Here is a 24,982-nt window from a genome sequence, read left to right as displayed (position 1 = left end):
CTTAAACGCCCATCACACCATTTCGTTACGAATCCATTCAACCACCGACGTACTCTTCGGCGCCCAGCCCAGCAATTCGCGGGCATGTTTGCCACGTACACGGCTGTTGGAGCCGAGGCCGTAGTTGGCCATTTCGTAGCCCCATTCGGCTTCGGCGTCTTTCAGTGGCCAGTCTTGTGGCTGGTCCAGACTCAGCGCTTGCGCCATGGCAGTGGTCATGTCGATGAACGACGCTTCGCCGCTTTCAACGAAGTAGAACGTGCCCGGGACGTTTTTGGTCAGCGCCAGCAGGTACAGCGCAACAACATCTTCGATGTGTACGTTGGACCAGATGTTCTGACCCGTGCCGACATGGCGCACCACGCCGCTTTTGCGTGCTTGTTTAAGCAAGCGCGGCAACTGCACGCTGTCGCGGTTGACGCCCAGGCTGTGGCCGTAGATCAGGGTGTTGCAGATCACCGCCGAGTTCACGCCGTCGTTTGCCGCTGCGAGGATCAGGTTGTCGATCGCCACGCGGGCGGCTTTGTCGACGGTCGGTTCCGGCAGGTTGTCTTCGTAGTAGATGACGTCGCTGGACTTACCGCCCGACGCATCGCCGACGATGCTCGAACCGCTGGTGTGCAGGAATACTTTGTTGGAACCGCGCAAGGCGTCGAGCAAGGCTTCGACCGCGCCGCGATGGTCGCTGCTGGCGGCGTTGATCACCGCGTCGGCGGCGCGGGCCTGTTCGGCGAGCAGCGTTTTGTCGTCGAGGGTGCCGATCACCGGAGTGATGCCCAGAGCTTTCAGTTCATCAGCCTGCTCAGTGCTACGCACCAAGCCAGTGACGTTATGCCCGGCCTGAACCAGACCGGTGGCGATGGAGCCGCCGATAAAACCGGCAGCGCCGGTAACAAATACGTTCATGGAGAAACTCCCTGCGTGAATAAGTGATGGGACGAGTATCGACCGACGAGCCCTGTGGAAAAACCCGTCCTCGCCCAATTCACTCTTGCGCAGAGGTCACGAATCAGCCCTTGAAATCGGCGCTGGCGTAGGCAGCGAGTTTGCTCTGGATGAAGTCGAGGAAGCACTGAATGCGCAGCGCCAGTTGTGAGTTACGGTAGTACACGGCGTTGATCGGCTGGCGATAGCCGCTGTTGAATTCCGCCAGCACCACTTTCAAACGCCCGGCGCGGATGTCCTCAATCGTCATGAAGTGCGACAGGCACGCGATGCCCTGCCCCTCCAACGCCAGGTGCCGCACGGTCTCGCCGCTGGAGGCGCTGATCGCCGGGGTGATCGGCCAACGGTCACCGTGCACGTAACGCAGCGGCCATTGGTTGAGGCCTTCGTTCTGGGTGAAGCCGAGCAAGGTGTGTTCGCTCAAGTCCGCCACTTGTTGCGGCGCGCCATGTTTTTCCAGATACGCGGGACTGGCGACGATCAGCAGCGGACTGCAACCGAGCGAACGCGCGTGCAGCGTCGAATCAGCCAGGGTGCCGATGCGGATGGCGACGTCGGTGCTTTGTTCCAGCAGATCAATGATCAGGTCATTGCTGTTGAGTTCGAGCTGGATGTCCGGGTAGAGCCGGCGGAATTCGTCGATATACGGCACGACCGCATGAAGCATGAACGGCGACGCGGCGTTGATCCGCAGGCGTCCGGACGGGGTTTGCTGGCGTGAGGACAGCCGTTCTTCGAGTTGATCCATCTGATCGAGAATCAGCTTGGCCTGCTCGAAGAAATACTTGCCCTCCTCGGTCAGATCCATACGCCGCGTGGTGCGGTTGATCAGCGTGGTGTCGAGCTTGGCCTCCAGCCGCGACAACGTCCGGCTGACAGCCGATGGCGTCTGCCCGACCTGCTCGGCGGCGGCGGAAATCGAACCGCATTCGATCACGCAGACGAAAATCTGCAACTCATCGGATCTGGCTTTCACGGGTGTCCCTTAATTGATCGTCGGCACAAATTCATTGTGGAGAGAGAACACCTTTGTGGCGAGGGGATTTATCCCCGATGGACTGCGCAGCAGTCCCCTTCTTTATCAGGATCAAGAGCGGGGCCGCTGTGCGACCCATCGGGGATAAATCCCCTCACCACAGATAAATCCATTTGCCAGAGGAAAGCACCTCAAGCCTTGAGAGCGAACACCTCTTTCAGGTGCTGCTCATACCGCGCCACATCGTTTTCGATGTTCGGGCGTTTCATCACGTCTACGCAGAGGAACGTCGGCAAAGCAGTCATGCCTAAAAACTCGTTGGCCTTGTGAAACGGGAAGTACACGGCGTCGACGCCTTTGGCTTCGAAGAAATCGGTCGGGTCATCGAAGGCTTGCTGCGGCGCGTTCCAGGTCAGCGACAGCATGTATTGCTTGCCCTGAATCAGGCCGCCGCTGCCGTACTTCTGCGACGCATCGGAACGGGTGCGGCCATCGCTGGCGTAGAGGCTGCCGTGGCCTTCGGTGAAGACTTCGTCGAGGTACTTTTTCACCGTCCACGGCGCGCCCATCCACCAGCCCGGCATCTGATAAATGATCACGTCGGCCCAGAGGAATTTGGCCACTTCTTCGGCGACGTCATACCCCTCGTCGATGAAGGTGGTCTTGACGTCGAGACCGCCGCGATCCAGCACGCTCAGCGCGGCTTCGTGCAGGGTGGCGTTGTAGCGACCGTCGGAGTGGGCGAATTTTTTACCGCCATTGAGCAACAAAACTTTTTTCATGAGAAAGCCTCGGCGCAGCCATTGGGCTGGAGGGAGAAGGGAAAATTGAATGGCGGCAGATTAACGATCTGCCTCGCGCGGAATAAGCCAGGGTTGCGCAAAATACATTTGAGTAAAACGCACGAATCCATTGCGGATTGTTGCCGTAGCATTCGCAGCCATCAGAATTTGAGGAGTTTGTGATGACTGAACGTCTGGGTTTCATCCTGCACGCCAAGACCCGCCCGGAAAAAGCCGAGGCTTTCGAGGCGCTGTTCCGTGCCTACGTTGAGCCAAGCCGCGCCGAGCCGGGCTGTATCGAGTACCACATGCTGCGCGATAAAGAAGATCCGACGCTGTTCATCTTTTACGAGATCTGGGAATCACAGGCGCATCTCGATGTGCATTCGACGCTGCCGCACATGAAGCAGTTTTACGATCAGCGCATGGACTATCTGGAGCGCGATTTCGATATTCGCCTGATCGACATGCTCAGCGAAGCCTCGGCTAACCGCTGATCAGCAAATGGGCGCCGAGCGTGCCCAGACCAATAAAGAACACGCGCTTGAACAGCACGGCGCTGATCCGCTGACGCAGCCATTGGCCGAGCAACATACCAAGCACCGCCGGGATAAACGCCAACAGCGACGCACTCAATTCGCCGCCGCCAAGGGCGCCGCGCCAGAGCAGTCCGGCGGCCAGTGCCAGGGTCGAAACGGTGAAGGACAAACCAAGCGCCTGCACCAGTTCATCGCGACTTAAATTGAGCGCCTGCATATACGGCACGGCCGGGATGACAAATACGCCGGTGGCCGACGTGATGACGCCAGTGATGACACCGCAGACCGGGCCGAGCCACGGTTCATGACGCGGCTTGATGTGCAGCGTTGGCAGGAATAATCCGCTCAACGCGTATAGCAACAGCGCCGCGCCGAGTCCGCGGCCGACCCAATGCCCACCTGCCATGCCGATCCACAACGTGCCGATGCCGGTACCGAGGAAGATCATCAACAGCATGGGCCACAAGCGTTCGATCAGCCCTTTCAAGTGACCGCCGAATGCCAGTTGCCAGAGATTGGTCAGTGTGGCCGGAATGATCAGCAACGCCGCAGCCTGTGACGGCGCCATAGCCAGACCAAGCAGGCCCATGGCGACGGTGGGCAGGCCGAGGCCGATCACGCCTTTGACCAGGCCGGCCAGGACGAAAGTGAGGATCACCAATACCGACAGGGCCAGACCGAGGTTTTGGTAGAAATCTGCGAGTGTATTCATGGCGCTAATGTGCGCCGGTCGAGGGCGGTTGAAAATCTGCCATATACTGAGGTTGCCTCTACCCATACAAGAGGCTGGCATTTTCTTTGAAGCTTCGGGCCTCATCCCGAGCAGGCTCACTCCTACAGGTTCTGTGTTCGCCTCTGATCCAATGTAGGAGTGAGCCTGCTCGCGATGGGGCCAGCCCGGACACCACCACTCCAGAGGCTACCCATGCACTTCGACCTCACCGACCTGCGCCTCTACCTGCACATCCTCGACACCGGCAACATCACCGCCGGCGCCGCCCGCAGCCATCTGTCCCTCGCCGCCGCCAGCGCACGCATACGCGCCATGGAAGCCTCATTGGGCACCGATTTCCTGGAGCGCGGCCGCCGCGGCGTCACCCCGACAGCGGCCGGCAAAGCCCTGGCACAGCACGCCCGCATCCTCCTGCAACAGGCCGAACGCATGCAGCAGGATTTGGCCGAATACGCCCAAGGCGTCAAAGGTCAGGTGCGTTTGTTGTGCAACACCACCGCGATCACCGAATACCTGCCGGAAGTGCTGGCGGACTTCTTGCGCAGTCATCCCAACCTCGACATTGATCTGCAAGAGTTGCCGAGCGCGCGCATTACTCACGCCTTGCGCCAGGGCGCGGCGGATCTCGGGATTGTTTCCGACGCGGTGGACACCAGCGACTTACAGACCCAGCCGTTTCGCGACGATCCACTGGTGCTGATTCTGCCCCTCGACCACCCCTTGTCCGACGCCGCCGAGGTCAGTTTCAGCGACACCCTGCACCATGACTTCGTAGGACTGAGCGCCGACAGCGCCTTGGCGATCTACCTCGAAGAACAGGCCCTGCACAGCGGCTCACGCCTGCAGATCCGTATCCGCGCGAATGGTTTCGATGGCGTGATCCGCATGGTCGCCCGTGGCGCCGGGTTGGCCATCGTGCCGCTGGCCGCCGTTGAGCGCGCAAAGCCGCAGTCATTCAAAAGCATCGCTCTCGATGAGCTGTGGGCGCGTCGCAGGTTGATGTTGTGCGCCAGGGATTTCAGCGCCCTGCCCAATTACGCCAAAGCCCTGCTGCACGCCTTGACTCTCCCCTAAGGGGCAGACTTCATCCTTGGCTTTTTCATCAGCAAGGACAGTGACCATGGGCAAACGCATTCTGCTGATTCTCGGCCATCCTTCGACGTCAAGCTTGTGCGCCGCACTCGCCGATGGGTACGCACAATCGGCACTCGATGCCGGACATGAAGTGCGCCAGTTGCGGCTGGGGGAACTGAACTTCGACCCCGTGTTGCGCGAGGGTTATCAGCAGATTCAGGCGCTGGAAGATGACTTGCGCGCAGCACAGTCCGACATCCTCTGGGCCGAACATCTGACCCTGGTTTACCCGATTTGGTGGGGCGGCATACCGGCACTGCTCAAAGGCTTTTTTGATCGGGTGTTGCTGCCGGGTTTCGCCTTCAAATACCGCAAAGGCAAAGCCTTCCCCGACAAATTGCTGAAGGGGCGCACTGCGGATTTGCTGGTGACCATGGACACGCCGCCCTGGTATTACCGCTGGTTTTATCGCATGCCGGGGCTGCATCAGGTACGCAAAACCACCCTTGATTTCTGCGGCATCAAACCACTGCGCACGCTCACGTTCGGCCCGGTGCTGGGCTCAAGCGATCAGCAGCGACACGCCTGGTTGCGACAGGTGCAGGCTATCGCGAGTCGCTGAGTGTGCTGATAATGCGCCGCACAGTTACACACTGAAAAAGGACTTTTATGTACATCGGCCAAGCCGCGCAACGCTCCGGCACCACCATCAAAAGCATCCGTCACTATGAGTCGATTGGTCTGTTGCCCACGCCCCGGCGACAGGGCAACTACCGCCTCTACGATCAACAGAGTGTCGAACTGCTGATCTTCATCAAATGCGCCAAAGACATGGGTTTCCGGCTCAAGGAGTTGCAGGTGATTTTCGCCGAGCATCACGGTGAGGCGATGCCGTGGGAGCGAGCCCGACAAGCTATCGAAATGAAGAAACGCGAAATCAGCGCGGCCCTGAGCGAACTCACCCGGCAATACGCGCAACTTGAAGTGTTCGAATCCAGCCTCGAACAGGCCAGGGTCAGTTGCCCGTTGGAAAAGCTATAACAGTCAGCGCGTTTCTGAGCAGCTCGATGTCGAGCACAGACAACTGACCCGCGACCGGGCGCTATAGGGTGCGACTTCAGTTCACAGCCAACCGCCCGGAGTTCTCATGACCGCCACCGCCCCTATCACCGTTCTGCGCGACACCCACCCACTGCCGGTACTCGACGCCTGCAAATGGGAAAAACTCGAAGGCGACCCGCACACCGTCAACCTCAACGCCTACACCAGCGAAGACGGCAGCAAGATCATGGGCACGTGGATTTGCACCCCGGGCAAGTGGCGCGTGGATTACGTGAAGTGGGAGTACTGCCATTTCCAGGAAGGCTACTGCGTGATCACGCCGGATGGCATGGCACCGATTCATCTGCGCGCCGGCGATATCTTTGTGGTCGAGCCGGGCATGAAAGGCACGTGGGAAGTGGTCGAGACCGTGCGCAAATATTTCGTGTTCGCCTGATGCAAAAAAGCCGGGAGATCACCCGACGTGATTTCCCGGCAACACCTACTGCATCTGAAGGTTGGACACGGTGGCAAGACGCCTCGCCACCGTTCTACAAATGATTACTGCGGCTTGCGATAGCTGTTGATGATCGCCGAGAAGTCTTTCCCGCCGTCCCCACGCTGGCTCATCGCTTGATACAACTGCTGCGCCACCGCGCCAAGCACCACCGGTTGATGCGCCTGACGTGCCGCTTCCGTGGCCAGGCCCAGATCCTTAAGCATCAACTCCGCACCAAACCCGCCGGTATACCCGCGCGAGGCCGGCGCCGTTTCGACGATGCCCGGCCATGGGTTGTACATTTCCGAACTCCAGCAGCGACCGGTGGAGCTGTTGATGATCCCGGCCAGCACCGAGGTGTCGATCCCCAGTGCATCGCCCAACGCCATGGCTTCACTGACGCCGACCATCGAAATCGCCAGCAGCAGGTTGTTGCAGATCTTGGCGATCTGCCCGGTGCCGACTTCGCCACAATGGACAATGTTGCGGCCCATCTGCGCCAGCACCGGTTGCAGAGTAGCGAACAGTTCCGGGGTGGCGCCGACCATGAAGGTCAGTGTCCCGGCGGTCGCGCCACCCGTGCCGCCGGAGACCGGTGCATCGGCCATGGCCACGCCTTGTTTCGCAGCGGTCGCCGCCACATCGCGAGCGGTCTGCGGATCGATGGTGCTGCAATCGACTGCCGGCACGCCTTTGCCGATACCGGCCAAGACACCCGCCTCACCGAGCCAGACGCTGCGCACATGCACGGCGGCCGGGAGCATGGTGATCACCAGTTCGGCGTCCTCGGCAGCCTCGCGGGCCGAAGCGCGGATGGTACCGCCCAGTTGCTCCAGTTCCGCCAGCACGGTTTTGTTCAGGTCGACCAGATTCAGCGAATGGCCGGCCTTGATCAGGTTGCGCGCCATCGGCGCGCCCATGTTACCCAGACCGATAAATGCGATTTTCATGGCACGTTCCTCAGCGCAGGTTGATGGTGGTGTTCACGCCGTCGTTGACGCTGTCGTCATCGAACCAGCGCGCCGTGACCGTTTTGGTCTGCGTGTAGAACTGCACCACTTGCTTGCCGTACGGGCCGAGGTCGCCGAGTTTCGAACCACGGGAACCGGTGAAGCTGAAGAACGGCACGGGTACTGGAATCGGGATGTTGATGCCGACCTGACCGACGTCGATTTCAGTCTGGAATTTGCGCGCCGCTGCGCCGCTTTGGGTGAACAGGCCAGTGCCGTTGCCGAACGGGTTGGCGTTGACCAGCGCAATGGCCTGGTCGAGAGTGTCGACTTCCAGCACCACCAGCACCGGGCCGAAGATTTCCTGGGTGTAGATCTGCATGTCAGTCGTCACCCCGGAGAATAGGGTCGGGCCGACGAAGTTGCCTTGCTCGTAACCCGGCACGCTGATCTCGCGACCGTCCAGCTCAAGCTTGGCGCCTTCCTTGATGCCGCTTTCGATCAGGTCGAGAATCCGCGCCTTGGCCTTTTTCGAAATCACCGGGCCAACATCAGTGCCCGGCTCGCTGCCGGCGTTGACCTTGAGTTTCTGCGCCAGCGCTTTCAGATCCGGCAGCCATTGTTTCGCCGCACCGACCAGCACCACCACCGAAGTGGCCATGCAGCGTTGCCCGGCAGCACCGAAACCGGCACCGACCAGGGCGTTCAGCGCTTGCTCGCGGTTGGCATCCGGCAGCACCACGGCATGGTTCTTCGCGCCCATCATCGATTGCACGCGTTTGCCGTGCTTGCCAGCCAGGTCGTAGACATGAGTGCCGACAGCGGTCGAACCGACGAACGAAATAGCCTTGATGTCCTTATGCGTGCACAGGCCATCCACCACATCTTTACCGCCATGCACCACGTTGAGCACGCCGGCCGGAACGCCAGCCTCGATGGCCAGTTCCACCAGCTGCATGGTCGACAACGGATCCTGTTCGGACGGCTTCAGGACGAAAGTGTTGCCGCAGGCGATGGCCATCGGGAACATCCACAGCGGAATCATCGCCGGGAAGTTGAACGGTGTGATGCCGGCGCAGACACCGATTGGCTGACGCAGGGTGTAGGTATCAACGCCGCCCGCGACGTTCTCGGCGAACTCGCCCATTTGCAGGCTGCCGATGGAGCAAGCGTGCTCGACCACTTCCAGGCCACGGAAAATATCGCCCTCGGCGTCGGCAATGGTTTTGCCCTGCTCGGCGCTCAGCACCACGGCGATGCGCTTGGAATGCTCGCGGATCAGCGCTTGCAGCTTGAGCATGATGCGCATGCGTGCGCCGATCGGGGTCAGTTTCCAGGTCTGGAAGGCGCGCTGCGCAGCGCTTACGGCGGCGTCGACTTCAGCGGCAGTGGCGAACGGGACTTTGGCCAGCACTTGTTGGGTCGCCGGGTTGACGATGTCGTGCCACTCGGTGGTCTGCGACTCGACCCATTCGCCGTTGATCAGCAGCTTGACCTTCTGGACCGTGGTTTCGTTGGGCGTAAGCGATGCGTTCATGCTGGTCTCCGAAATTTGTTTTTATCGTAGGAGCCAAGGCGAAAGGTTCGCCTTGAGATGAGGCGTGTGTCACGAATTGGTTGTCGGACTGTTTTTGGAGTATAGATGTGCAAACTTCTAATAAGAACGCACATATAAGCCCGTCCATCATGCAAAAAAACATCACCTCTCTAGGTTCGCTGAACTGGGACGACCTCAAGTTTTTCCTCGAAGTCGCCCGCACCCGCAAGGCCAGCACCGCCGCCAAACGGCTGGCCGTCGACTACACCACGGTGTCGCGACGGATCAGTTCGCTGGAAGCGGCGCTGGGCACATTGCTGTTCGAAAAGTCGCGTACCAGCGGCTTCGTCTTGACCACCGAAGGCCAGCGCTTGCTGGGTTATGCCGAGTCGATCGAAAGCACGCTGCATATGGCCTGCGAGCAGGTGTCAGGCTCCGGCGTGGCGCTGTCCGGGCATGTGCGCATGGGCTGCACCGAAGGTTTCGGCAGTTTTTTCATCACCCCGCAGTTAAGCCATTTCGTCGACGCTTACCCGGCGATCTCAGTGGACATCCTGCCGCTGCCGCACTTCATCAGCCTGTCCAAGCGCGAGGCCGATATTGTCATTGCCCTGGAGCGCCCGGAGCACGGGCCATACGTGTGCTGCAAACTCTGCGACTACCGGTTGCAGCTGTACGCGACCCAGGACTACCTCGACAAACACCCACCGATCCGCCGCCCGGCGGATTTGAGCAAGCATCAATTCATCAGTTACGTGGATGACTTGGCGTTCAGTTCGGAGCTGCTGTACCTGGCAAACGTGCTGCCCGGCGCCAACGCACATTTGCGCAGCACCAGCGTGATCGCGCAATTCGTCGCGGCGCAGCAAGGGCGCTCACTGGCGATTCTGCCGTGCTTCCTCGCCGCGCAGGATCCGCGCCTGCTGCCAGTGCTGCCAGATGAAATCGACATCACCCGGCAGTTCTGGATGTACTGCCGGGAGGATCTGCGCAAGCTCAAGCGGATCACCCTGTTGTGGGATTACATCCGTGAGGTGACCGAGCGCAATCAGGGGCTGTTGATGGGGCAGACCCGCGAGATGCAGTTCGCCGATTAATCGGCACTGACTACAATCGACACTCGGCGGTTTTCCGTGCGGCCCTCCGGGGTGTCGTTGGAGGCCACCGGTTCGCTGCTGCCCAGACCTTGCAGTTGAATGTTCTCTTGCTTCATGCCGACCGTGCCCAGCACTTTGGCGACACTTTTGGCTCGGCGCAGCGACAGTTGCTGATTGTAGGTTTCCTTGCCCGAGGCATCGGTGTGGCCATCGACCCGCACGCGCTCGATGCCGACGCCCAACAACGCCTTGCCGATACGTTCGACGATCTCGGTGCTCTGGTTGTTCAGGCTTTCGACATCGCTGCCAAACAGTACTTTGCCGGACAGGCCAAACTCCCAGCCCTCGTCGGTCAGCTCAAAGCCTTGTTGTTTGAGCACGGTGACTTGCGCCGGGGTCAGGCCTTTTTGCGGTGCGGTCTGGCAACCGGTCAGGGCCAGTGCGGCCATCAACAGCAAAGCGGAAAAAAATCGAGTTGGAAGTGTGAACACGGGCATCAGCTCCTGGATTGCACGGGATCGACCGGGTGCTCCGACCCGGCCGTGAATTGGGCGCCGCGCGACAAGCGTTTGGCTTGATACATCGCCGCATCGGCAGCATTGAGCAAGCCACCCGGCGTAGCGCCATGATCGGGGTAAACCGCAATGCCGATACTGAGCGACGTCATGACACTAGACTCGTCCGGTAGCACGATGGGCATGTCCATGCTGGCCAGAATCTTGTCGGCGATGCGTTCGGCGTCTTCGACCTTGTGCAGCGGTGTGAGCAAGACGGCGAACTCGTCACCACCCAATCGCGCCACCAGATCTTCCTCGCGCAGTTGCGCGCGCACCCGACTGGCGATCGCCACCAACACCGCGTCACCGGCGGCATGACCGAAATTATCATTGATGCCTTTGAACCGATCACTGTCGAGAAACAGCACCGCCACCCGCTCGTTGAGTTTGCTGGCATTACGCAGCGCGCGAATCAATCGGCCCTCGAAAAAGGCGCGGTTCGGCAGCCCGGTCAGGCTGTCGTGACTGGCCTGGTGAGCGAGCGTTTCGTTTTCGTTTTGCAAATGGGTTTGCCAAGACTCGAGCTCATCGAGCAAGGCGTTGAAGTCGTTGCCGAGGTTGTCGAGTTCAGCGATCTTCGCGGGCGGCACTCGACGGTCCAGCGCTCGGTCGCTGCGAGCAGCGTGAGCCACAGCAGCCAGGCTGCGCAGCGGGCCAGTAATGCCGCGCAGTTGCCGACGCGCCAGATAGAGCGCGACCCAGGCACTGATCGCAGTACAGAGGATGATTCCCGCCAGACCGCTGAGCAGAAAGCGCATCAGACTGCCGCCGTGACCGGTGAGGAGGACGCGCCCGATTTCGCGATCCTGGTGCACGATCGGCAGGCTGACCGGTTTCTCCAGAAGGGTGCGGGTGACCTGCATTTCCAGCTCGGAGAACAGACCGTTTTCCGGTCGCTGCCAACGTGCGAGCAACTGGCCCTTAGCATCGAGCACTTGGGCATCGGCCACCTCCTCGGTGGAGGCGATCAGCGCCAGTGCTTCAGTTGCAGCAGACTTGTCGTTGAACACTACTGCCGCTTCGACGGTGTAACTGATCGAGCGGGCGATCAGGTGCAAGTTGTGATCGGCGTAAACCCGTAGCGCCAGAACCCCCAGCAGGGTCAACGAGACACTGGCCATAGCCACGGCCACCAGCGCAACAATCAAATGCCCGCGACCGATGACCGAGCCCAGCGTGGGGCGGATTTTGGAACTGAACAGTTTCATGGCGCCGCCGGTTTGCGGCGCGACAACTGCAGCACGCTTGGGTGAATGCGCACACCGCTGCGGGCAACGGAGTCGAGATTGACTTCGAAAGACACCTGATCGTCGCCAACCCGCAGGCAGAACAGACTGCCAACCGTGCACTGATCGTCACTTTCACTGATGCTCAGCACCGGATGGCCAATCAATGAGGTAAACAGGCGACTGCGTTCATCCGCCGTGAGTTTGCCGATGTACACCGCATCGCATTCGCTGATGATGGCCGGATTATCCGCCAACAGTCGTCGCACGATGACCGCCCGGCCAGTGGCTTGTGTAGTGCCTTTGACCAAGTCGTCGGTGTATTCGGTAGGGCCGACGATGCACAGGCGCAACTGCGCAGGCTCCACCGGCCAACGCGCGTAGCTGAGAATACCAAGCACGACTTTGGTGACAGACTGGGCACGTTGCTCGGCCATGCCCGTCGGCGTTGGCGATTGTGCGACGGCTGCCCCCGTCAACAACCAGAGCAGACCGACAAGCACTGCGTGCTTGCAGCCAACCACGCGATCTGTCGCCCAGACAGCCACCTTCATGCAGGGATTCTCTTGGATCGTAACGAAATGATGCCGCAACGATAGCACAGCGCTGAATCACCAGCGAGACAGCGACTCCTGACTGGTCGGTCAGTAATCGCCGCAAATCGCAGCATTCATCCTCACCGAACCTCAGCGCCCTCTTCCAGTTCCAGCATAAGCCCGCTAAGACGCTTCACCTTGCGCTGTACCGCCTCTTCAAAGACCCCGGCGCGCGGCTCGATCAAGGTGAACCAGTGCTTGGCCCGGGTGATACCGGTGTAGATCAACTCCTTGGTCAGCACGGGATTCAGCGCGTCCGGCAGGATCAACGCGGTATGGGCGAACTCCGAGCCCTGGGATTTGTGCACGGTCATGGCGTACACGGTTTCGACGTCGTTGAGCCGACTCGGCAACACGAAGCGCACGCCGCCCTGGCCATCGTTACGCGGGAAGGCCACGCGCAACACCGGTTTGCCAGCGTCAGGCCCTTCGCGCTCGGGGAGTTTCAAGGCAATACCAATATCGCCGTTCATCAAACCCAGACCGTAGTCGTTGCGGGTCATCAACACCGGGCGGCCCTCGTACCATTGCTGGTCGCTTTCGATCAGGCGAGCCTTGAGCAGTGCGGCCGTGATGCGCTGGTTCAAACCTTCAACACCCCATGGTCCCTTGCGCACCGCACACAGCAACTGAAAGGTGTCGAACGCCTGCAAGACTTCACGGGCCCAATTGATCCAGTCCGGATGTTCGAGCGGCGTGCCGAGCGGTGGGCGCTGATTGCGCAAAACACTCAGATAATGCCGATAACCTTGCGGGCCATCGTCATGGCCCTCAAGCAGAAGGCGTTCGAGTTTGTGATCTTCCTCGCCCTTGAGCGGCAACGAATACACATCGTCATAGTGCCCTGCCGCCAGCAACTGACGCGCCTCATCCGGCAACTGCTGATTGACCCGCCGCGCGAGTTGGCCGATACCACTGCCTTCGCCGAATCGCCGGGAGTGGCGCAACATCACCACTTGTTGCGCAAGCGGATGGGTGTCGTCGACGTCCTCATGCAAACCACTGCCCTGCAATGTTTCACCGCTGACCGACTCAAGCCACTGCCGCGTCTGAGGGCTATACCAACCGCTTTCGGCGTCGCGACACAGATCTCCCAGCACCGCTCCGGCCTCTACGGATGCCAACTGATCCTTGTCACCCAGCAACACCAATCGCGCATGGGCCGGTAAGGCATCAAGCAGATTGGCCATCATTTCCAGGTCAATCATCGAGGCCTCATCGACCACCAGCACATCCAGTGGCAAGCGATTGCCGGCATGGTGGCGGAAGTGTCGGGTGCCGGGACGGCTACCGAGCAAGCGGTGCACCGTGGCCACGTCGCAGGGGATTTTGGCCCGCACGTCTTCAGCGACTTTCAGCGATTGCACTTGCTGACTGATGGACTCGGTCAACCGTGCCGCCGCTTTGCCAGTCGGCGCCGCCAGACGAATTCGCAACGGATGCCCCGCCTCCACCGCTGGCGCCTGAAGCAATGCCAGCAAACGCACCACCGTGGTGGTTTTGCCGGTGCCCGGGCCGCCAGTGACAATGCTGAAGGCTCCGCGTGTCGCGATGGCGCAGGCGAGTTTCTGCCAGTCGATCACATCGTCGGTTTTGGCCACTCCGAACAATCCGTTCAGCCGTTGCGGTAGATCGATTGGCGTCGCTTCGCCCTGAGAAAGGCGTTGGCGCAACGCCGTATCGATGCGGCGCTCATAGGTCCAATAGCGTCTCAGGTAGAGCCGTTTGCCGGACAACACCAGTGGACGATGCTGTGCGGAATCACTGCTATCAGCCGACAATGCAACCAACGGGCTGCCTGCCAGCGCTTTGCACCAATGCGCACCGTCGAGTGCCTCCAGCAATTGCGAAGGCAGCAACAGCACCCCGCCTTGTACATCGCCTTCGGGCGGTAGCGACAGGGCGAAATCCGGCGCTTTGAGGGTTTCGAACAGGTCCAGGCATACATGGCCATGACCGAGTTGATGGCTGGTCAGTGCGGCGGCGAGCAACACCAATGGATCAGTATCGGGGTCTAGCTCGTGAAGAAACGCGACGAATGCTTTGTCCAGCGCACGCAGCCAGCCTCGCTCGACCCACCGGGTGAGCAGCAACAGCAGATCATCGGAGCGCGTCAGTGGCGAGAGTGAAGACAGGCTGTCCGCGGTCAGCGGCGTCGGTAAGAGATCGTCGAAGGTGCGGCTCATAGCAAGACTCCCTGTTCCCATGCGGGTTGGGCTTTGGGTTCGGGTTTGCCTTGAAACATCCGGTCAAGACGCTCGATCAGCTCACGCGGCGGACGGGCAAAGTAAACGCCGCGACTGTCCGCGCGAGTACCGCGCAGGAACAGGTACAGCGCGCCACCGACATGCCGGTCGTAATCGTAGTCGGGCAATCGTGCCTTGAGCTGGCGATGCAACGCCAACAGGTACAACACGTATTGCAGGTCGTAGCGGTTTTCGAGGATCGACTGCTCCATGGCCTGTTCGGTGTAGGCCAGGTCATCGGCACCCAGCCAGTTGGATTTGTAGTCGGCCACGTAATAGCGACCGTCGTGCTCGAAGGTCAGGTCGATGAAGCCTTTGAACATGCCATTGAGCTGCACCGGTTCGGCCGCCACCCGCGCCACGCCATTGTGGGTGTACTGGCGCACCAGCTCGTCGAGTTTGAGTACGTCGACTTTATGGCTGGCGAACCAGAATTCCATTTCGACCCGGTACTGTTTCAGTTGCTCAAGAATGACCGGTGCTTGCCCGCCACCAACCAGTAGCGGGGATTTGAGCAAGTGTTGCAGCCAGTCAGTCAGGGTAATTATCCAGCCCTCCCAGCCGCGCAAATTACAACGCCGGGCAATCGCGTCCTCCAATGCCTCACGGGTAACGGCGAAACCATCGTCACCCGCCCACTCCAGCAAACCATGGAGAAACGTTCCCGGATTTGGGCCACGGGGGAAGCGATGGATATCGGCACCACCGGCAATGATTTCTCGCGGAGCATCGGGGTCGAGACGTTCGTCATCGAACAGTTTCTGGGCCTGAGGACTGTCCGGCGCTTCATCACTGCCGACACTCAATACGTCGCTGATGCGCAATGCGCTGTATGACGCGATCCACCAGTTTTCGCTGGCCTTGCGTTTGGGTAACAGAGTGGCACTGAGGACCGAGTCATTGCGCGGTGGCTGGTAATGCTCGTCGGTGGGTTGCGGCATTTCACCCATGCTGATGGCCGTGCAGTCTTGTTGCAGATCTTGCAGCCAACGACTCAGTCCGATGGACTCCTTCAAGGAGTCGCCACCACCCAGCAAGTAACCCAGCGCAGAAAGATTCAGAACGGAGCTATTGTTGTTGCCCCGTTTGAGATCCGTCACCCCGAGCCAGCAAGCATGTTGCGCCCGGGTCAGGGCGACGTAGAGCAAGCGTAAATCCTCGGCCAGACGCTCATCGTCCGCTTGCGCAATCAGCTCGGGGGTTGGCTTCAAGCTCACTTGAGCCTTGCCCGAAGCGTCGTGGTAATGCAGCGGCAATCGGCTACCGTCCACCGGTTTTGCCGAGCAGATGAAGGGCAAAAACACCAACGGATATTCGAGGCCTTTCGACTTGTGGATGGTCACGACTTTGACCAGTTGTTCGTCGCTTTCCAGACGCAGAATCTGCTCTTCGCCGGCCTGACCGGACAACGCCAGAAGCTCGGCCAGATGACGGATCAACGCTTGCTCACCATCCAGTTCGGCGGCGGCTTGCTGCATCAGTTCCGACAGATGCAAAAGGTTGGTCAGCACACGCTCACCATCGCTACGTGCGATCAAGTTCTGCGGCAAGTGGAAGTCATGCAGCAGGCGCCGCAACATCGGCAGTACGCCTTGCTTGCGCCAAAGCTCGCGATAGCCCCGGAACTGCATGACGCGAGTTTCCCAGACCAGCTCATCCTGGTTCAGGCGTTCGAGCTCTGCCAACGGCAGGTTCAGGGTGATACAGGCCAGCGCCGCTTTCAGGGAACGCTCGACATCAGGCTCGGCGCAGGCCTTGAGCCAGGACAACAAGTCGTGAGCTTCCTGAGCCGCGAAAACCGAATCCTTGTCGGACAGATAAACGCTGCGCACACCGCGGTTGGCGAGTTCCCCGCGAACAGCCTGGGCCTCTTTTCCGTCACGTACGAGGATCGCAATGTCGGACGGTCGCAGGCCTCTGAAGGCTTTGCCATCCTGAATGAACCCGGCGCTACCGGTTTGCCCGCCATTGAGCAGAGCGGTGATTTCGCTCGCGCAGGAAGCTGCCAACTGTTGACGGTAGACCGCGCCTGACAGGGGTTGATCGGTGGACAAGTGCCAGACATTCAGCGCCGCGACGTCCTGTCCGGCGATCTGCAGTTTTTCTTTACGACCCTGAGATTCCACCGGTTGAAACGGTACAGGGTTTTCACCACTTTTTTCCCGGAACAAAAACGCGCCGCGTCCCTGCTCTCGGGACTCAGCGCGCTCGAATACATGGTTGACCGCTGTCACCATGCCATGGCTGGAACGGAAGTTGGTGCCCAGCGTATGCAGACGACCGGTAGTGGCTTGGCGAGCGCGTAAATAGGTGTAGATGTCTGCGCCACGAAAAGCGTAAATCGCCTGCTTGGGATCGCCGATCAGAAACAGACCAGTATCGGGATTGTTTTCTTCGATGCGGTAGATGCTTTCGAAGATTCGGTATTGCACCGGGTCGGTGTCCTGAAACTCGTCGATCAGCGCGACCGGGAATTGCTCGCGAATCAGCGTTGCGAGACGTTCGCCGCCCTCCGATTGCAGCGCCGCATCCAGGCGCAGCAGCATGTCGTCGAAGCCCATCTCGGCGCGGCGACGTTTCTCTTCTTCGAAGCGCGCCCCTACCCATTTGGCGGCGTGCTGCAACACCGCCGCATCGGGGGTTGGCAAAGAATCGAGGCTAGACTTTAGCCACGGCATCGCGTCGAGTCCCGGATGACTCGGGGCTTGGCCTTTCCAGGCTTCGGCCATCCCGTCGGGCGTCAGTCGCGTGAATCCGGTGCCAATGTCCAGTTGCTCCAATGACTCGTCTTCGGCCCAGGTCCTGAGCTTTTCGAACCACGGTTCAAAGTACCGTGCCTGCATCTTGCGACCGTCGACGGTTTTACTGGCAACGCCCTGATGACAGATCGCGAGCAACTCATCGGCCCATTGCCGCCATGGCATTTTCAGTTCGATCAAAGCTGCGCGGCGCTCTTGCAAGCACTCTTCGATCAGCTCTGCCGGAGCTTTGCCTTCATCGCTGTCGCGCTCACTGGCGAACAAACCGCGCACCCGAGGTAACAACGCCGCAGGCCCACCCCAATTGCTGCGAACCCAATTCAAGGCGTCACCTTGCATCGGGTAACAGAACAGGCGCCAGTAGTCGCGCAGCACTTCGCCGAGCAAATCGCTGTGGTCGGTTTCCAGGGATTGGGTGAACAAGCTGCCGCTATCGAAAGCATGCTCGCGCAGCATGCGCTGACACCAACTGTGAATGGTGGAGACGGCTGCTTCGTCCATCCATTGCGCAGCGATATCCAGACGATTGGCGCAACCGGGCCATTGCTGAGGGTCGAATTGATCGCGTAGTTCGGCGATCAGTGCATCAGGGGCTGGCGTTTCGTCACGGAAGAATCGCGCGGCCTCGGCAAGGCGTGTGCGAATCCGCTCACGCAGTTCTTTGGTCGCTGCATCGGTGAACGTCACCACTAGAATCTGAGGCGGCAACAGTTCGCGGGCGAAGCCGTTTGACTCGCCACCATGGCCAAGGATCAGCCGCAGGTAGAGCGCAGAAATAGTGAAGGTTTTGCCAGTGCCGGCACTGGCTTCGATCAACTGGCTGCCCCGCAGAGGGAATGCCAGCGCAAGTGGTGTCTTCGTGCTCATGAGCGCGCCCCTTCACTGGACAATGACTGCCAGGGCGCTTCAAACAGAGGACGATACAAGGCGTCGCACCAACCTGAAAAGGTCTCGTCCGAGAGTAATGCAACGAAGTCGGTGAATTGTCGGGACAGTGCAGGACTTTCGCGGCGCTCGCCTTCACTGGTCTGTCCATCGCCTTCGTAGGTTTTACGGGCAGCGGCCTCGGCCTTGACTGGGTCGGTCTGGGACAGCCAGGCAAAAGCGGTCTTCACTGCGATCGGCAGAGGCTGGCGCATGCCCGCTTGCCAGGCGAGTAGAAGATCCCCGAGGAAACGAATGGCTCTCCCCTGCTCCATGGGTTCAAGCAGTAACGTGTCGTCACTGGCCACCAACGCCGTGGTCAGCGAGAGACCGCTGGCGCAGGCCGCAAGGTGATTGACCCAGGGCTTTGTGAGTCGATGCCATTTGCGGCTTTTGATCGAGCCGATGCTGTTGGGAATGGTCGTGACCGACAACAGACCTCCGTCAGCGCGCTGATGCAAAGCCGAGAGCCAGCCTTCAAGACGCAAGCCCTGCAACTCGAGGCTGATCGGGGTCGCACTGGTCAACGGCGTCGGCCACAGGGTCAGGAGTTGCTGATAGCGTTGCAGCAGGTCGGGTAACGGTTCGATCAGCTCCCGTTGAAGGCACTCGCCAAACCCTGCCATTGGCAATAACCCACTGTTTTGCAGACGTCGGGCCTGGGCTTCCAGTGCCTGATCAACATTGTCCGGTTGCCTGAGCGCCGCTTCGAGCAAGCTGTCGCTGAGCGTATATCGTTGCAGAGCGTCCAGTACAAAAGGCTCTTCATCGGCCTGCGGCGCTTGCGCGGCTTCAAAGTACACTTTGAGTCTCTGAGTGAAAAAGTGCCGAACCGGGTTACGCAAGAAGTCCTGCAACAGGGTGAGACTCAATGGCTCCTCCTGGACGTGGGGCGCGAGCAATTCCGCCTCGTTTTGTTTCTCGTGGCTTTGATGCAAAACCTGCCATTCGCTGGCATAGCTGAACAACTGATCGCCTTCGTGGAAATAGCGCGCACTGAAGGGCTGCAGCGGGTGTTCTTCCGTCATGGCGCTTAACAGATCCTGGCTTTCGTCGATTGATCGCCAGCCGCTGGCGAGATGATCGCGTAACTGGCCGATCAGCACCGAAGCAGGTCGCTCGCTATTGTCACGAATGCTGCGGCCAACCCAACTGATGTAGAGCTGGTTACGTGCAGACAGGAGGGCTTCGAGCAAAAGATAGCGATCATCCTCGCGCCGTGAACGATCCCCCGGCCGGTAGTCGCTGCCCATCAGATCGAAGTCGAGTGGTGGTTGCGCGCGGGGATAATCGCCATCATTCATCCCCAGCAAACAGACAAGCTTGAATGGAATGGCACGCATGGGCATCAGCGTACAAAAGTTCACCGCGCCGGCAAGAAAGCGCTGAGACAAACGGCCCTGATCCAGTCCGGCGAGCCAGGCTTCACGAACGACGGTAAGCGGAAGATCATCTTCAAGTCCTACAGCCCCACAGGTCTCCAGCCAGGTTTCGCGAAGCTCTTCAAGCTGAGTGAGCAAGTAATCGTCGTGCTCGTTGCTGGCTTTGAAGAACAGCTGCATCAACGCCTGCAAGCGATGCCCCCACTCTTTGGGTTGAGCCGGTTGTGTGAGTTCCTGATGGGCGAGTTCCAGCGCATCGAGCAAAGCTACCAAGGGCCCAATCAACGCGGCATCCAGCCCCCCGATTTCATCGTAGGGCTCGATACCCGCGCAGTCTGTTGAGCTACCGACCGCGTAACCAAGGAGCATTCGACGCAGGCCGAAGTGCCAGCTGTTCTGCTCCAACTCGTCCGGCAAACCTAGCCCGGCACGTTGCTGGGCGTTCATGCCCCAGCGCACACCGGCGCCTTCAATCCAGCGGTGTAGCGTCGGCAAGTCGCGCTCTTCCACTCCAAAACGGGCGCGCAATGCGGGAACGTCAAGCAGGTCGAGGATTTCACTGACGGGGAAACGACTGTCCGGCAGTTTGAGCAGGTGCTCAACCGCAATCAGTAATGGATCACGCCCGCGCTGTCCCTGATCCGCCAAGGTGAATGGGATGAAGCGTGGGTCATAGCGATCAAGTTGACCAAAAACCGCACGGATATGAGGTGCATAGCTGTCGATGTCCGGCACCATCACAATCACGTCGCGAGGGCGTAGATCCGGATTGGCACTGAACCGCGCCAGTAGTTGGTCGTGAAGGATTTCCACCTCGCGTTGAGCGCTGTGGGCAATATGAAAACGGATCGACTTGTCGTGTGCCAGATCCACCACAGGCCAATGCTCGCGAGTCTCATCGAGTGGGCGCAGTTCCAGGATGTCGTCCTGAAGTTGATTGAGCAGATTATGTGGCTGGGTTTCGCTGAACAGGTCGATGCGTCCGTCGCGAAATGCCGATCGATAGCTGTTGGGATCGTCATAGCTGTCGAGCAGGTTGATGTAATCGCGACCTTGTTTTCCCCATGCCGCAAGGAGAGGGTGAGCATGTTGATGCAGGGTCTCGGGATCAAGTACTACGGGCATACCGCTCTTGCGCGATTGGCGCTTGTACTGGTGACGCAGCAAATCCTTGTCAGCGACGATGTCGGCCCAGTGATGGCGGCATGGGTTATGGACACACAGCAGAACCTGACTGAAACGCGCGAGTCCGGCCAACGCTTCAAGCACTTGGGCCGGCAATGAGGAAATCCCGAAAACGATCACTCGTGAAGGCAGCCCCGCTGGCGCTTCTGCGAGGTTACCGATGCGCTCGATAAAACGCTGATGAACACCGGCGCGGCTCTGAGCCATACCTTGGGCACCCACATCTTCCAACAACGCACGCCAGAGCTCAGCCTGCCAGCAACTGGTGGGCGATAGTGGCTTTACTTCGCCTCTGACGTTACGCAGTTGATGTCGACCTTCAGCCCAATCTTCAAGCCAGTCAGCTCTATACACCTGGTATTGGTCGAACAGATCCGCCAGGCGCTCGGATAATTGATATCGCTTGCGCAGGTCAGTGTCGTGAGTCAGGAAACGTTGCAAAGGTTCGAAATGCGCGCGGTCGATAACCTGAGGTAGCAGCCTCATGAGGCGCCAGGTCAGCGGGGCTTTATCGAGCAGGGATTTGGCCGGAATTTCATCTCGGCCCAAAACCATGCGGTAGAGCTGCCACATGAAACTACCGGGCAATTGCACATCAATCGCCGCAGCGATACCGCAACCCCCAAGGTCGTCTTCTTCAGGGTCCTCGGCCAAGGCCAATTTAAGCCACTGGGCGATGCCGTTACTCTGTACCAGGGCAATTTCATTTTCCAAGGGAGCCAGTGGATAGCGCCGCATGATGCTGACCACCAGGCTGCGCAGTTCGTCCAGGCTATTGCTCTGAACCACCATGAATGCAGCGTTGAGGGACTGGGCGTCCGGCATAAGACTTCCTTGGAGAAAAGTACAAAAGCTAGGTCAGAACCTTAGCATTGTCGGCAGGTGATGACAGCCGGACGGCGTCTGTGATTGCTGTACGAACTTTCCTGCGGACAAAACAAAACCCCAACTGCTTTCGCAATTGGGGTTTCGGAATTTAATCTTGACGATGACCTACTCTCACATGGGGAAACCCCACACTACCATCGGCGATGCATCGTTTCACTGCTGAGTTCGGGATGGGATCAGGTGGTTCCAACGCTCTATGGTCGTCAAGAAATTCGGGTACTGAGTCGTGACCTGATGGCCTCGCTTCAGCAAATTGGGTATGTGACAGCTGTCGGTGTTTTGTGAACATCGAACTTTCGGTTCGTTTCGTCTTCACACACCGCAATCTGGCCTTTCGACGCAAATTGCTTGGGTGTTATATGGTCAAGCCTCACGGGCAATTAGTATTGGTTAGCTCAACGCCTCACAGCGCTTACACACCCAACCTATCAACGTCGTAGTCTTCGACGGCCCTTCAGGGAACTCAAGGTTCCAGTGAGATCTCATCTTGAGGCAAGTTTCCCGCTTAGATGCTTTCAGCGGTTATCTTTCCCGAACATAGCTACCCGGCAATGCCACTGGCGTGACAACCGGAACACCAGAGGTTCGTCCACTCCGGTCCTCTCGTACTAGGAGCAGCCCCTCTCAAATCTCAAACGTCCACGGCAGATAGGGACCGAACTGTCTCACGACGTTCTAAACCCAGCTCGCGTACCACTTTAAATGGCGAACAGCCATACCCTTGGGACCGGCTTCAGCCCCAGGATGTGATGAGCCGACATCGAGGTGCCAAACACCGCCGTCGATATGAACTCTTGGGCGGTATCAGCCTGTTATCCCCGGAGTACCTTTTATCCGTTGAGCGATGGCCCTTCCATACAGAACCACCGGATCACTAAGACCTACTTTCGTACCTGCTCGACGTGTCTGTCTCGCAGTCAAGCGCGCTTTTGCCTTTATACTCTACGACCGATTTCCGACCGGTCTGAGCGCACCTTCGTACTCCTCCGTTACTCTTTAGGAGGAGACCGCCCCAGTCAAACTACCCACCATACACTGTCCTCGATCCGGATAACGGACCTGAGTTAGAACCTCAAAGTTGCCAGGGTGGTATTTCAAGGTTGGCTCCACGCGAACTGGCGTCCACGCTTCAAAGCCTCCCACCTATCCTACACAAGCAAATTCAAAGTCCAGTGCAAAGCTATAGTAAAGGTTCACGGGGTCTTTCCGTCTAGCCGCGGATACACTGCATCTTCACAGCGATTTCAATTTCACTGAGTCTCGGGTGGAGACAGCGCCGCCATCGTTACGCCATTCGTGCAGGTCGGAACTTACCCGACAAGGAATTTCGCTACCTTAGGACCGTTATAGTTACGGCCGCCGTTTACCGGGGCTTCGATCAAGAGCTTCGCGTTAGCTAACCCCATCAATTAACCTTCCGGCACCGGGCAGGCGTCACACCCTATACGTCCACTTTCGTGTTTGCAGAGTGCTGTGTTTTTAATAAACAGTCGCAGCGGCCTGGTATCTTCGACCGGCATGAGCTTACGGAGCAAGTCCTTCACCCTCACCGGCGCACCTTCTCCCGAAGTTACGGTGCCATTTTGCCTAGTTCCTTCACCCGAGTTCTCTCAAGCGCCTTGGTATTCTCTACCCAACCACCTGTGTCGGTTTGGGGTACGGTTCCTGGTTACCTGAAGCTTAGAAGCTTTTCTTGGAAGCATGGCATCAACCACTTCGTCATCTAAAAGATGACTCGTCATCAGCTCTCGGCCTTAGAATCCCGGATTTACCTAAGATTCCAGCCTACCACCTTAAACTTGGACAACCAACGCCAAGCTGGCCTAGCCTTCTCCGTCCCTCCATCGCAATAACCAGAAGTACAGGAATATTAACCTGTTTTCCATCGACTACGCTTTTCAGCCTCGCCTTAGGGACCGACTAACCCTGCGTCGATTAACGTTGCGCAGGAAACCTTGGTCTTTCGGCGTGGGTGTTTTTCACACCCATTGTCGTTACTCATGTCAGCATTCGCACTTCTGATACCTCCAGCAAGCTTCTCAACTCACCTTCACAGGCTTACAGAACGCTCCTCTACCGCATCATCCTAAGATGATACCCGTAGCTTCGGTGTATGGTTTGAGCCCCGTTACATCTTCCGCGCAGGCCGACTCGACTAGTGAGCTATTACGCTTTCTTTAAAGGGTGGCTGCTTCTAAGCCAACCTCCTAGCTGTCTAAGCCTTCCCACATCGTTTCCCACTTAACCATAACTTTGGGACCTTAGCTGACGGTCTGGGTTGTTTCCCTTTTCACGACGGACGTTAGCACCCGCCGTGTGTCTCCCATGCTCGGCACTTGTAGGTATTCGGAGTTTGCATCGGTTTGGTAAGTCGGGATGACCCCCTAGCCGAAACAGTGCTCTACCCCCTACAGTGATACATGAGGCGCTACCTAAATAGCTTTCGAGGAGAACCAGCTATCTCCGAGCTTGATTAGCCTTTCACTCCGATCCACAGGTCATCCGCTAACTTTTCAACGGTAGTCGGTTCGGTCCTCCAGTTAGTGTTACCCAACCTTCAACCTGCCCATGGATAGATCGCCCGGTTTCGGGTCTATTCCCAGCGACTAGACGCCCTATTAAGACTCGCTTTCGCTACGCCTCCCCTATTCGGTTAAGCTCGCCACTGAAAATAAGTCGCTGACCCATTATACAAAAGGTACGCAGTCACCCAACAAAGTGGGCTCCCACTGCTTGTACGCATACGGTTTCAGGATCTATTTCACTCCCCTCTCCGGGGTTCTTTTCGCCTTTCCCTCACGGTACTAGTTCACTATCGGTCAGTCAGTAGTATTTAGCCTTGGAGGATGGTCCCCCCATATTCAGACAAAGTTTCTCGTGCTCCGTCCTACTCGATTTCATGACTAAGAGATTTTCGCGTACAGGGCTATCACCCACTATGGCCGCACTTTCCAGAGCGTTCCGCTAATCTCAAAGCCACTTAAGGGCTAGTCCCCGTTCGCTCGCCACTACTAAGGGAATCTCGGTTGATTTCTTTTCCTCAGGG

The 24,982-nt window shown here is 58.7% G+C and carries 18 protein-coding genes and 2 rRNA genes (1 of these 20 cut by a window edge); 6 read left to right on the top strand and 14 right to left on the bottom strand.

The window, feature by feature from the left end; all coding sequences use genetic code 11:
• Positions 1-12 precede the first annotated feature (12 nt).
• The 3 genes from ACA074_RS03630 to mdaB all read right to left on the bottom strand — a co-directional run bounded on the left by ACA074_RS03630 (position 13) and on the right by mdaB (position 2,703).
• Positions 13-906 carry an NAD-dependent epimerase/dehydratase family protein gene (locus ACA074_RS03630; RefSeq protein WP_497678458.1) on the bottom strand — a complete coding sequence of 298 codons (894 nt, stop codon included), beginning with the start codon at positions 904-906 and terminating at the stop codon, positions 13-15.
• A gap of 103 nt (positions 907-1,009) precedes the next feature.
• Positions 1,010-1,921, bottom strand: a complete 912-nt coding sequence (locus tag ACA074_RS03625) for a LysR substrate-binding domain-containing protein (protein ID WP_187676617.1) — start codon at positions 1,919-1,921, stop codon at positions 1,010-1,012.
• A gap of 191 nt (positions 1,922-2,112) precedes the next feature.
• Entirely contained in the window at positions 2,113-2,703 is a 591-nt protein-coding gene (gene mdaB / locus ACA074_RS03620; RefSeq protein ID WP_401270458.1) for an NADPH:quinone oxidoreductase MdaB, read from the bottom strand.
• A 182-nt stretch (positions 2,704-2,885) separates the two neighbouring features.
• On the opposite strand from mdaB, the gene ACA074_RS03615 reads away from it, so the two are divergent.
• Positions 2,886-3,200, top strand: a complete 315-nt coding sequence (locus tag ACA074_RS03615; protein ID WP_187676615.1) for a putative quinol monooxygenase — start codon at positions 2,886-2,888, stop codon at positions 3,198-3,200.
• Here the strand turns inward: ACA074_RS03615 and ACA074_RS03610 are convergent.
• Complete coding sequence (locus tag ACA074_RS03610) at positions 3,190-3,954, bottom strand: sulfite exporter TauE/SafE family protein (RefSeq protein WP_497678457.1); 765 nt, start codon at positions 3,952-3,954, stop codon at positions 3,190-3,192. The genes ACA074_RS03615 and ACA074_RS03610 overlap by 11 nt on opposite strands.
• Positions 3,955-4,167: 213 nt before the next feature.
• On the opposite strand from ACA074_RS03610, the gene ACA074_RS03605 reads away from it, so the two are divergent.
• The 4 genes from ACA074_RS03605 to ACA074_RS03590 all read left to right on the top strand — a co-directional run bounded on the left by ACA074_RS03605 (position 4,168) and on the right by ACA074_RS03590 (position 6,547).
• Positions 4,168-5,049 carry a LysR family transcriptional regulator gene (locus ACA074_RS03605; protein WP_497678456.1) on the top strand — a complete coding sequence of 294 codons (882 nt, stop codon included), beginning with the start codon at positions 4,168-4,170 and terminating at the stop codon, positions 5,047-5,049.
• 46 nt (positions 5,050-5,095) lie between these two features.
• Positions 5,096-5,671 carry an NAD(P)H-dependent oxidoreductase gene (locus ACA074_RS03600; RefSeq protein WP_401270448.1) on the top strand — a complete coding sequence of 192 codons (576 nt, stop codon included), beginning with the start codon at positions 5,096-5,098 and terminating at the stop codon, positions 5,669-5,671.
• A gap of 47 nt (positions 5,672-5,718) precedes the next feature.
• Positions 5,719-6,090, top strand: a complete 372-nt coding sequence (locus ACA074_RS03595) for a MerR family transcriptional regulator (protein WP_401270446.1) — start codon at positions 5,719-5,721, stop codon at positions 6,088-6,090.
• 106 nt (positions 6,091-6,196) lie between these two features.
• Positions 6,197-6,547 (top strand): cupin domain-containing protein, encoded by a 351-nt coding sequence (locus ACA074_RS03590; protein ID WP_016770579.1) that lies wholly within the window; start codon positions 6,197-6,199, stop codon positions 6,545-6,547.
• A 104-nt stretch (positions 6,548-6,651) separates the two neighbouring features.
• Here the strand turns inward: ACA074_RS03590 and mmsB are convergent, their stop codons facing one another.
• Complete coding sequence (gene mmsB, locus ACA074_RS03585; protein ID WP_497678455.1) at positions 6,652-7,539, bottom strand: 3-hydroxyisobutyrate dehydrogenase; 888 nt, start codon at positions 7,537-7,539, stop codon at positions 6,652-6,654.
• Positions 7,540-7,549: 10 nt separating this feature from the next.
• Entirely contained in the window at positions 7,550-9,076 is a 1,527-nt protein-coding gene (locus tag ACA074_RS03580) for a CoA-acylating methylmalonate-semialdehyde dehydrogenase (RefSeq protein ID WP_497678454.1), read from the bottom strand.
• A gap of 149 nt (positions 9,077-9,225) precedes the next feature.
• On the opposite strand from ACA074_RS03580, the gene ACA074_RS03575 reads away from it, so the two are divergent.
• The gene (locus tag ACA074_RS03575; protein ID WP_187681270.1) at positions 9,226-10,173 is read left to right on the top strand and encodes a LysR family transcriptional regulator; all 948 of its coding nucleotides are present in this window, start codon (positions 9,226-9,228) and stop codon (positions 10,171-10,173) included.
• On the opposite strand, the gene yfiB is transcribed toward ACA074_RS03575, so the two are convergent.
• The 8 genes from yfiB to ACA074_RS03535 all read right to left on the bottom strand — a co-directional run.
• Positions 10,170-10,670, bottom strand: coding sequence for an outer membrane lipoprotein YfiB (yfiB, locus tag ACA074_RS03570; RefSeq protein ID WP_187681269.1), 501 nt, complete (start codon positions 10,668-10,670; stop codon positions 10,170-10,172). The genes ACA074_RS03575 and yfiB overlap by 4 nt on opposite strands.
• Positions 10,670-11,938: a diguanylate cyclase DgcN/YfiN gene (gene dgcN, locus ACA074_RS03565; RefSeq protein ID WP_187681268.1), complete on the bottom strand. Its 1,269-nt coding sequence runs from the start codon at positions 11,936-11,938 to the stop codon at positions 10,670-10,672. The genes yfiB and dgcN overlap by 1 nt, the downstream gene beginning before the upstream one ends.
• Positions 11,935-12,510: a regulatory sequestration protein YfiR gene (gene yfiR / locus ACA074_RS03560; RefSeq protein WP_187681267.1), complete on the bottom strand. Its 576-nt coding sequence runs from the start codon at positions 12,508-12,510 to the stop codon at positions 11,935-11,937. The genes dgcN and yfiR overlap by 4 nt, the downstream gene beginning before the upstream one ends.
• A gap of 122 nt (positions 12,511-12,632) precedes the next feature.
• Complete coding sequence (gene recD / locus ACA074_RS03555) at positions 12,633-14,738, bottom strand: exodeoxyribonuclease V subunit alpha (RefSeq protein ID WP_497678453.1); 2,106 nt, start codon at positions 14,736-14,738, stop codon at positions 12,633-12,635.
• The gene (gene recB / locus ACA074_RS03550) at positions 14,735-18,424 is read right to left on the bottom strand and encodes an exodeoxyribonuclease V subunit beta (RefSeq protein ID WP_497678452.1); all 3,690 of its coding nucleotides are present in this window, start codon (positions 18,422-18,424) and stop codon (positions 14,735-14,737) included. The genes recD and recB overlap by 4 nt, the downstream gene beginning before the upstream one ends.
• Positions 18,421-21,873: an exodeoxyribonuclease V subunit gamma gene (recC, locus tag ACA074_RS03545; RefSeq protein WP_497616348.1), complete on the bottom strand. Its 3,453-nt coding sequence runs from the start codon at positions 21,871-21,873 to the stop codon at positions 18,421-18,423. The genes recB and recC overlap by 4 nt, the downstream gene beginning before the upstream one ends.
• 155 nt (positions 21,874-22,028) lie before the next feature.
• A 5S ribosomal RNA gene (gene rrf / locus ACA074_RS03540) occupies positions 22,029-22,144 on the bottom strand.
• A gap of 151 nt (positions 22,145-22,295) precedes the next feature.
• Positions 22,296-24,982: ribosomal RNA gene (locus ACA074_RS03535) — 23S ribosomal RNA — on the bottom strand (it continues 207 nt past the right edge of the window).

The organism is Pseudomonas sp. LBUM1655 (genome assembly GCF_059716085.1).
The sequence above is the reverse complement of the archived record's forward strand: the minus strand, read 5'-3'. Positions and strand labels throughout refer to the sequence as shown.

Bases quoted from the DNA above. Each gene is read 5' to 3' on its own strand.
- ACA074_RS03590 (WP_016770579.1), top strand. From the start codon at position 6,197: ATGACCGCCACCGCCCCTATCACCGTTCTGCGCGACACCCACCCACTG.
- mdaB (WP_401270458.1), bottom strand. From the start codon at position 2,703: ATGAAAAAAGTTTTGTTGCTCAATGGCGGTAAAAAATTCGCCCACTCC.
- recB (WP_497678452.1), bottom strand. From the start codon at position 18,424: ATGAGCACGAAGACACCACTTGCGCTGGCATTCCCTCTGCGGGGCAGC.
- mmsB (WP_497678455.1), bottom strand. From the start codon at position 7,539: ATGAAAATCGCATTTATCGGTCTGGGTAACATGGGCGCGCCGATGGCG.
- dgcN (WP_187681268.1), bottom strand. From the start codon at position 11,938: ATGAAACTGTTCAGTTCCAAAATCCGCCCCACGCTGGGCTCGGTCATC.
- ACA074_RS03630 (WP_497678458.1), bottom strand. From the start codon at position 906: ATGAACGTATTTGTTACCGGCGCTGCCGGTTTTATCGGCGGCTCCATC.
- ACA074_RS03605 (WP_497678456.1), top strand. From the start codon at position 4,168: ATGCACTTCGACCTCACCGACCTGCGCCTCTACCTGCACATCCTCGAC.
- ACA074_RS03615 (WP_187676615.1), top strand. From the start codon at position 2,886: ATGACTGAACGTCTGGGTTTCATCCTGCACGCCAAGACCCGCCCGGAA.
- recC (WP_497616348.1), bottom strand. From the start codon at position 21,873: ATGCCGGACGCCCAGTCCCTCAACGCTGCATTCATGGTGGTTCAGAGC.
- yfiR (WP_187681267.1), bottom strand. From the start codon at position 12,510: ATGAAGGTGGCTGTCTGGGCGACAGATCGCGTGGTTGGCTGCAAGCAC.
- recD (WP_497678453.1), bottom strand. From the start codon at position 14,738: ATGAGCCGCACCTTCGACGATCTCTTACCGACGCCGCTGACCGCGGAC.
- yfiB (WP_187681269.1), bottom strand. From the start codon at position 10,670: ATGCCCGTGTTCACACTTCCAACTCGATTTTTTTCCGCTTTGCTGTTG.
- ACA074_RS03610 (WP_497678457.1), bottom strand. From the start codon at position 3,954: ATGAATACACTCGCAGATTTCTACCAAAACCTCGGTCTGGCCCTGTCG.
- ACA074_RS03575 (WP_187681270.1), top strand. From the start codon at position 9,226: ATGCAAAAAAACATCACCTCTCTAGGTTCGCTGAACTGGGACGACCTC.
- ACA074_RS03595 (WP_401270446.1), top strand. From the start codon at position 5,719: ATGTACATCGGCCAAGCCGCGCAACGCTCCGGCACCACCATCAAAAGC.
- ACA074_RS03600 (WP_401270448.1), top strand. From the start codon at position 5,096: ATGGGCAAACGCATTCTGCTGATTCTCGGCCATCCTTCGACGTCAAGC.
- ACA074_RS03580 (WP_497678454.1), bottom strand. From the start codon at position 9,076: ATGAACGCATCGCTTACGCCCAACGAAACCACGGTCCAGAAGGTCAAG.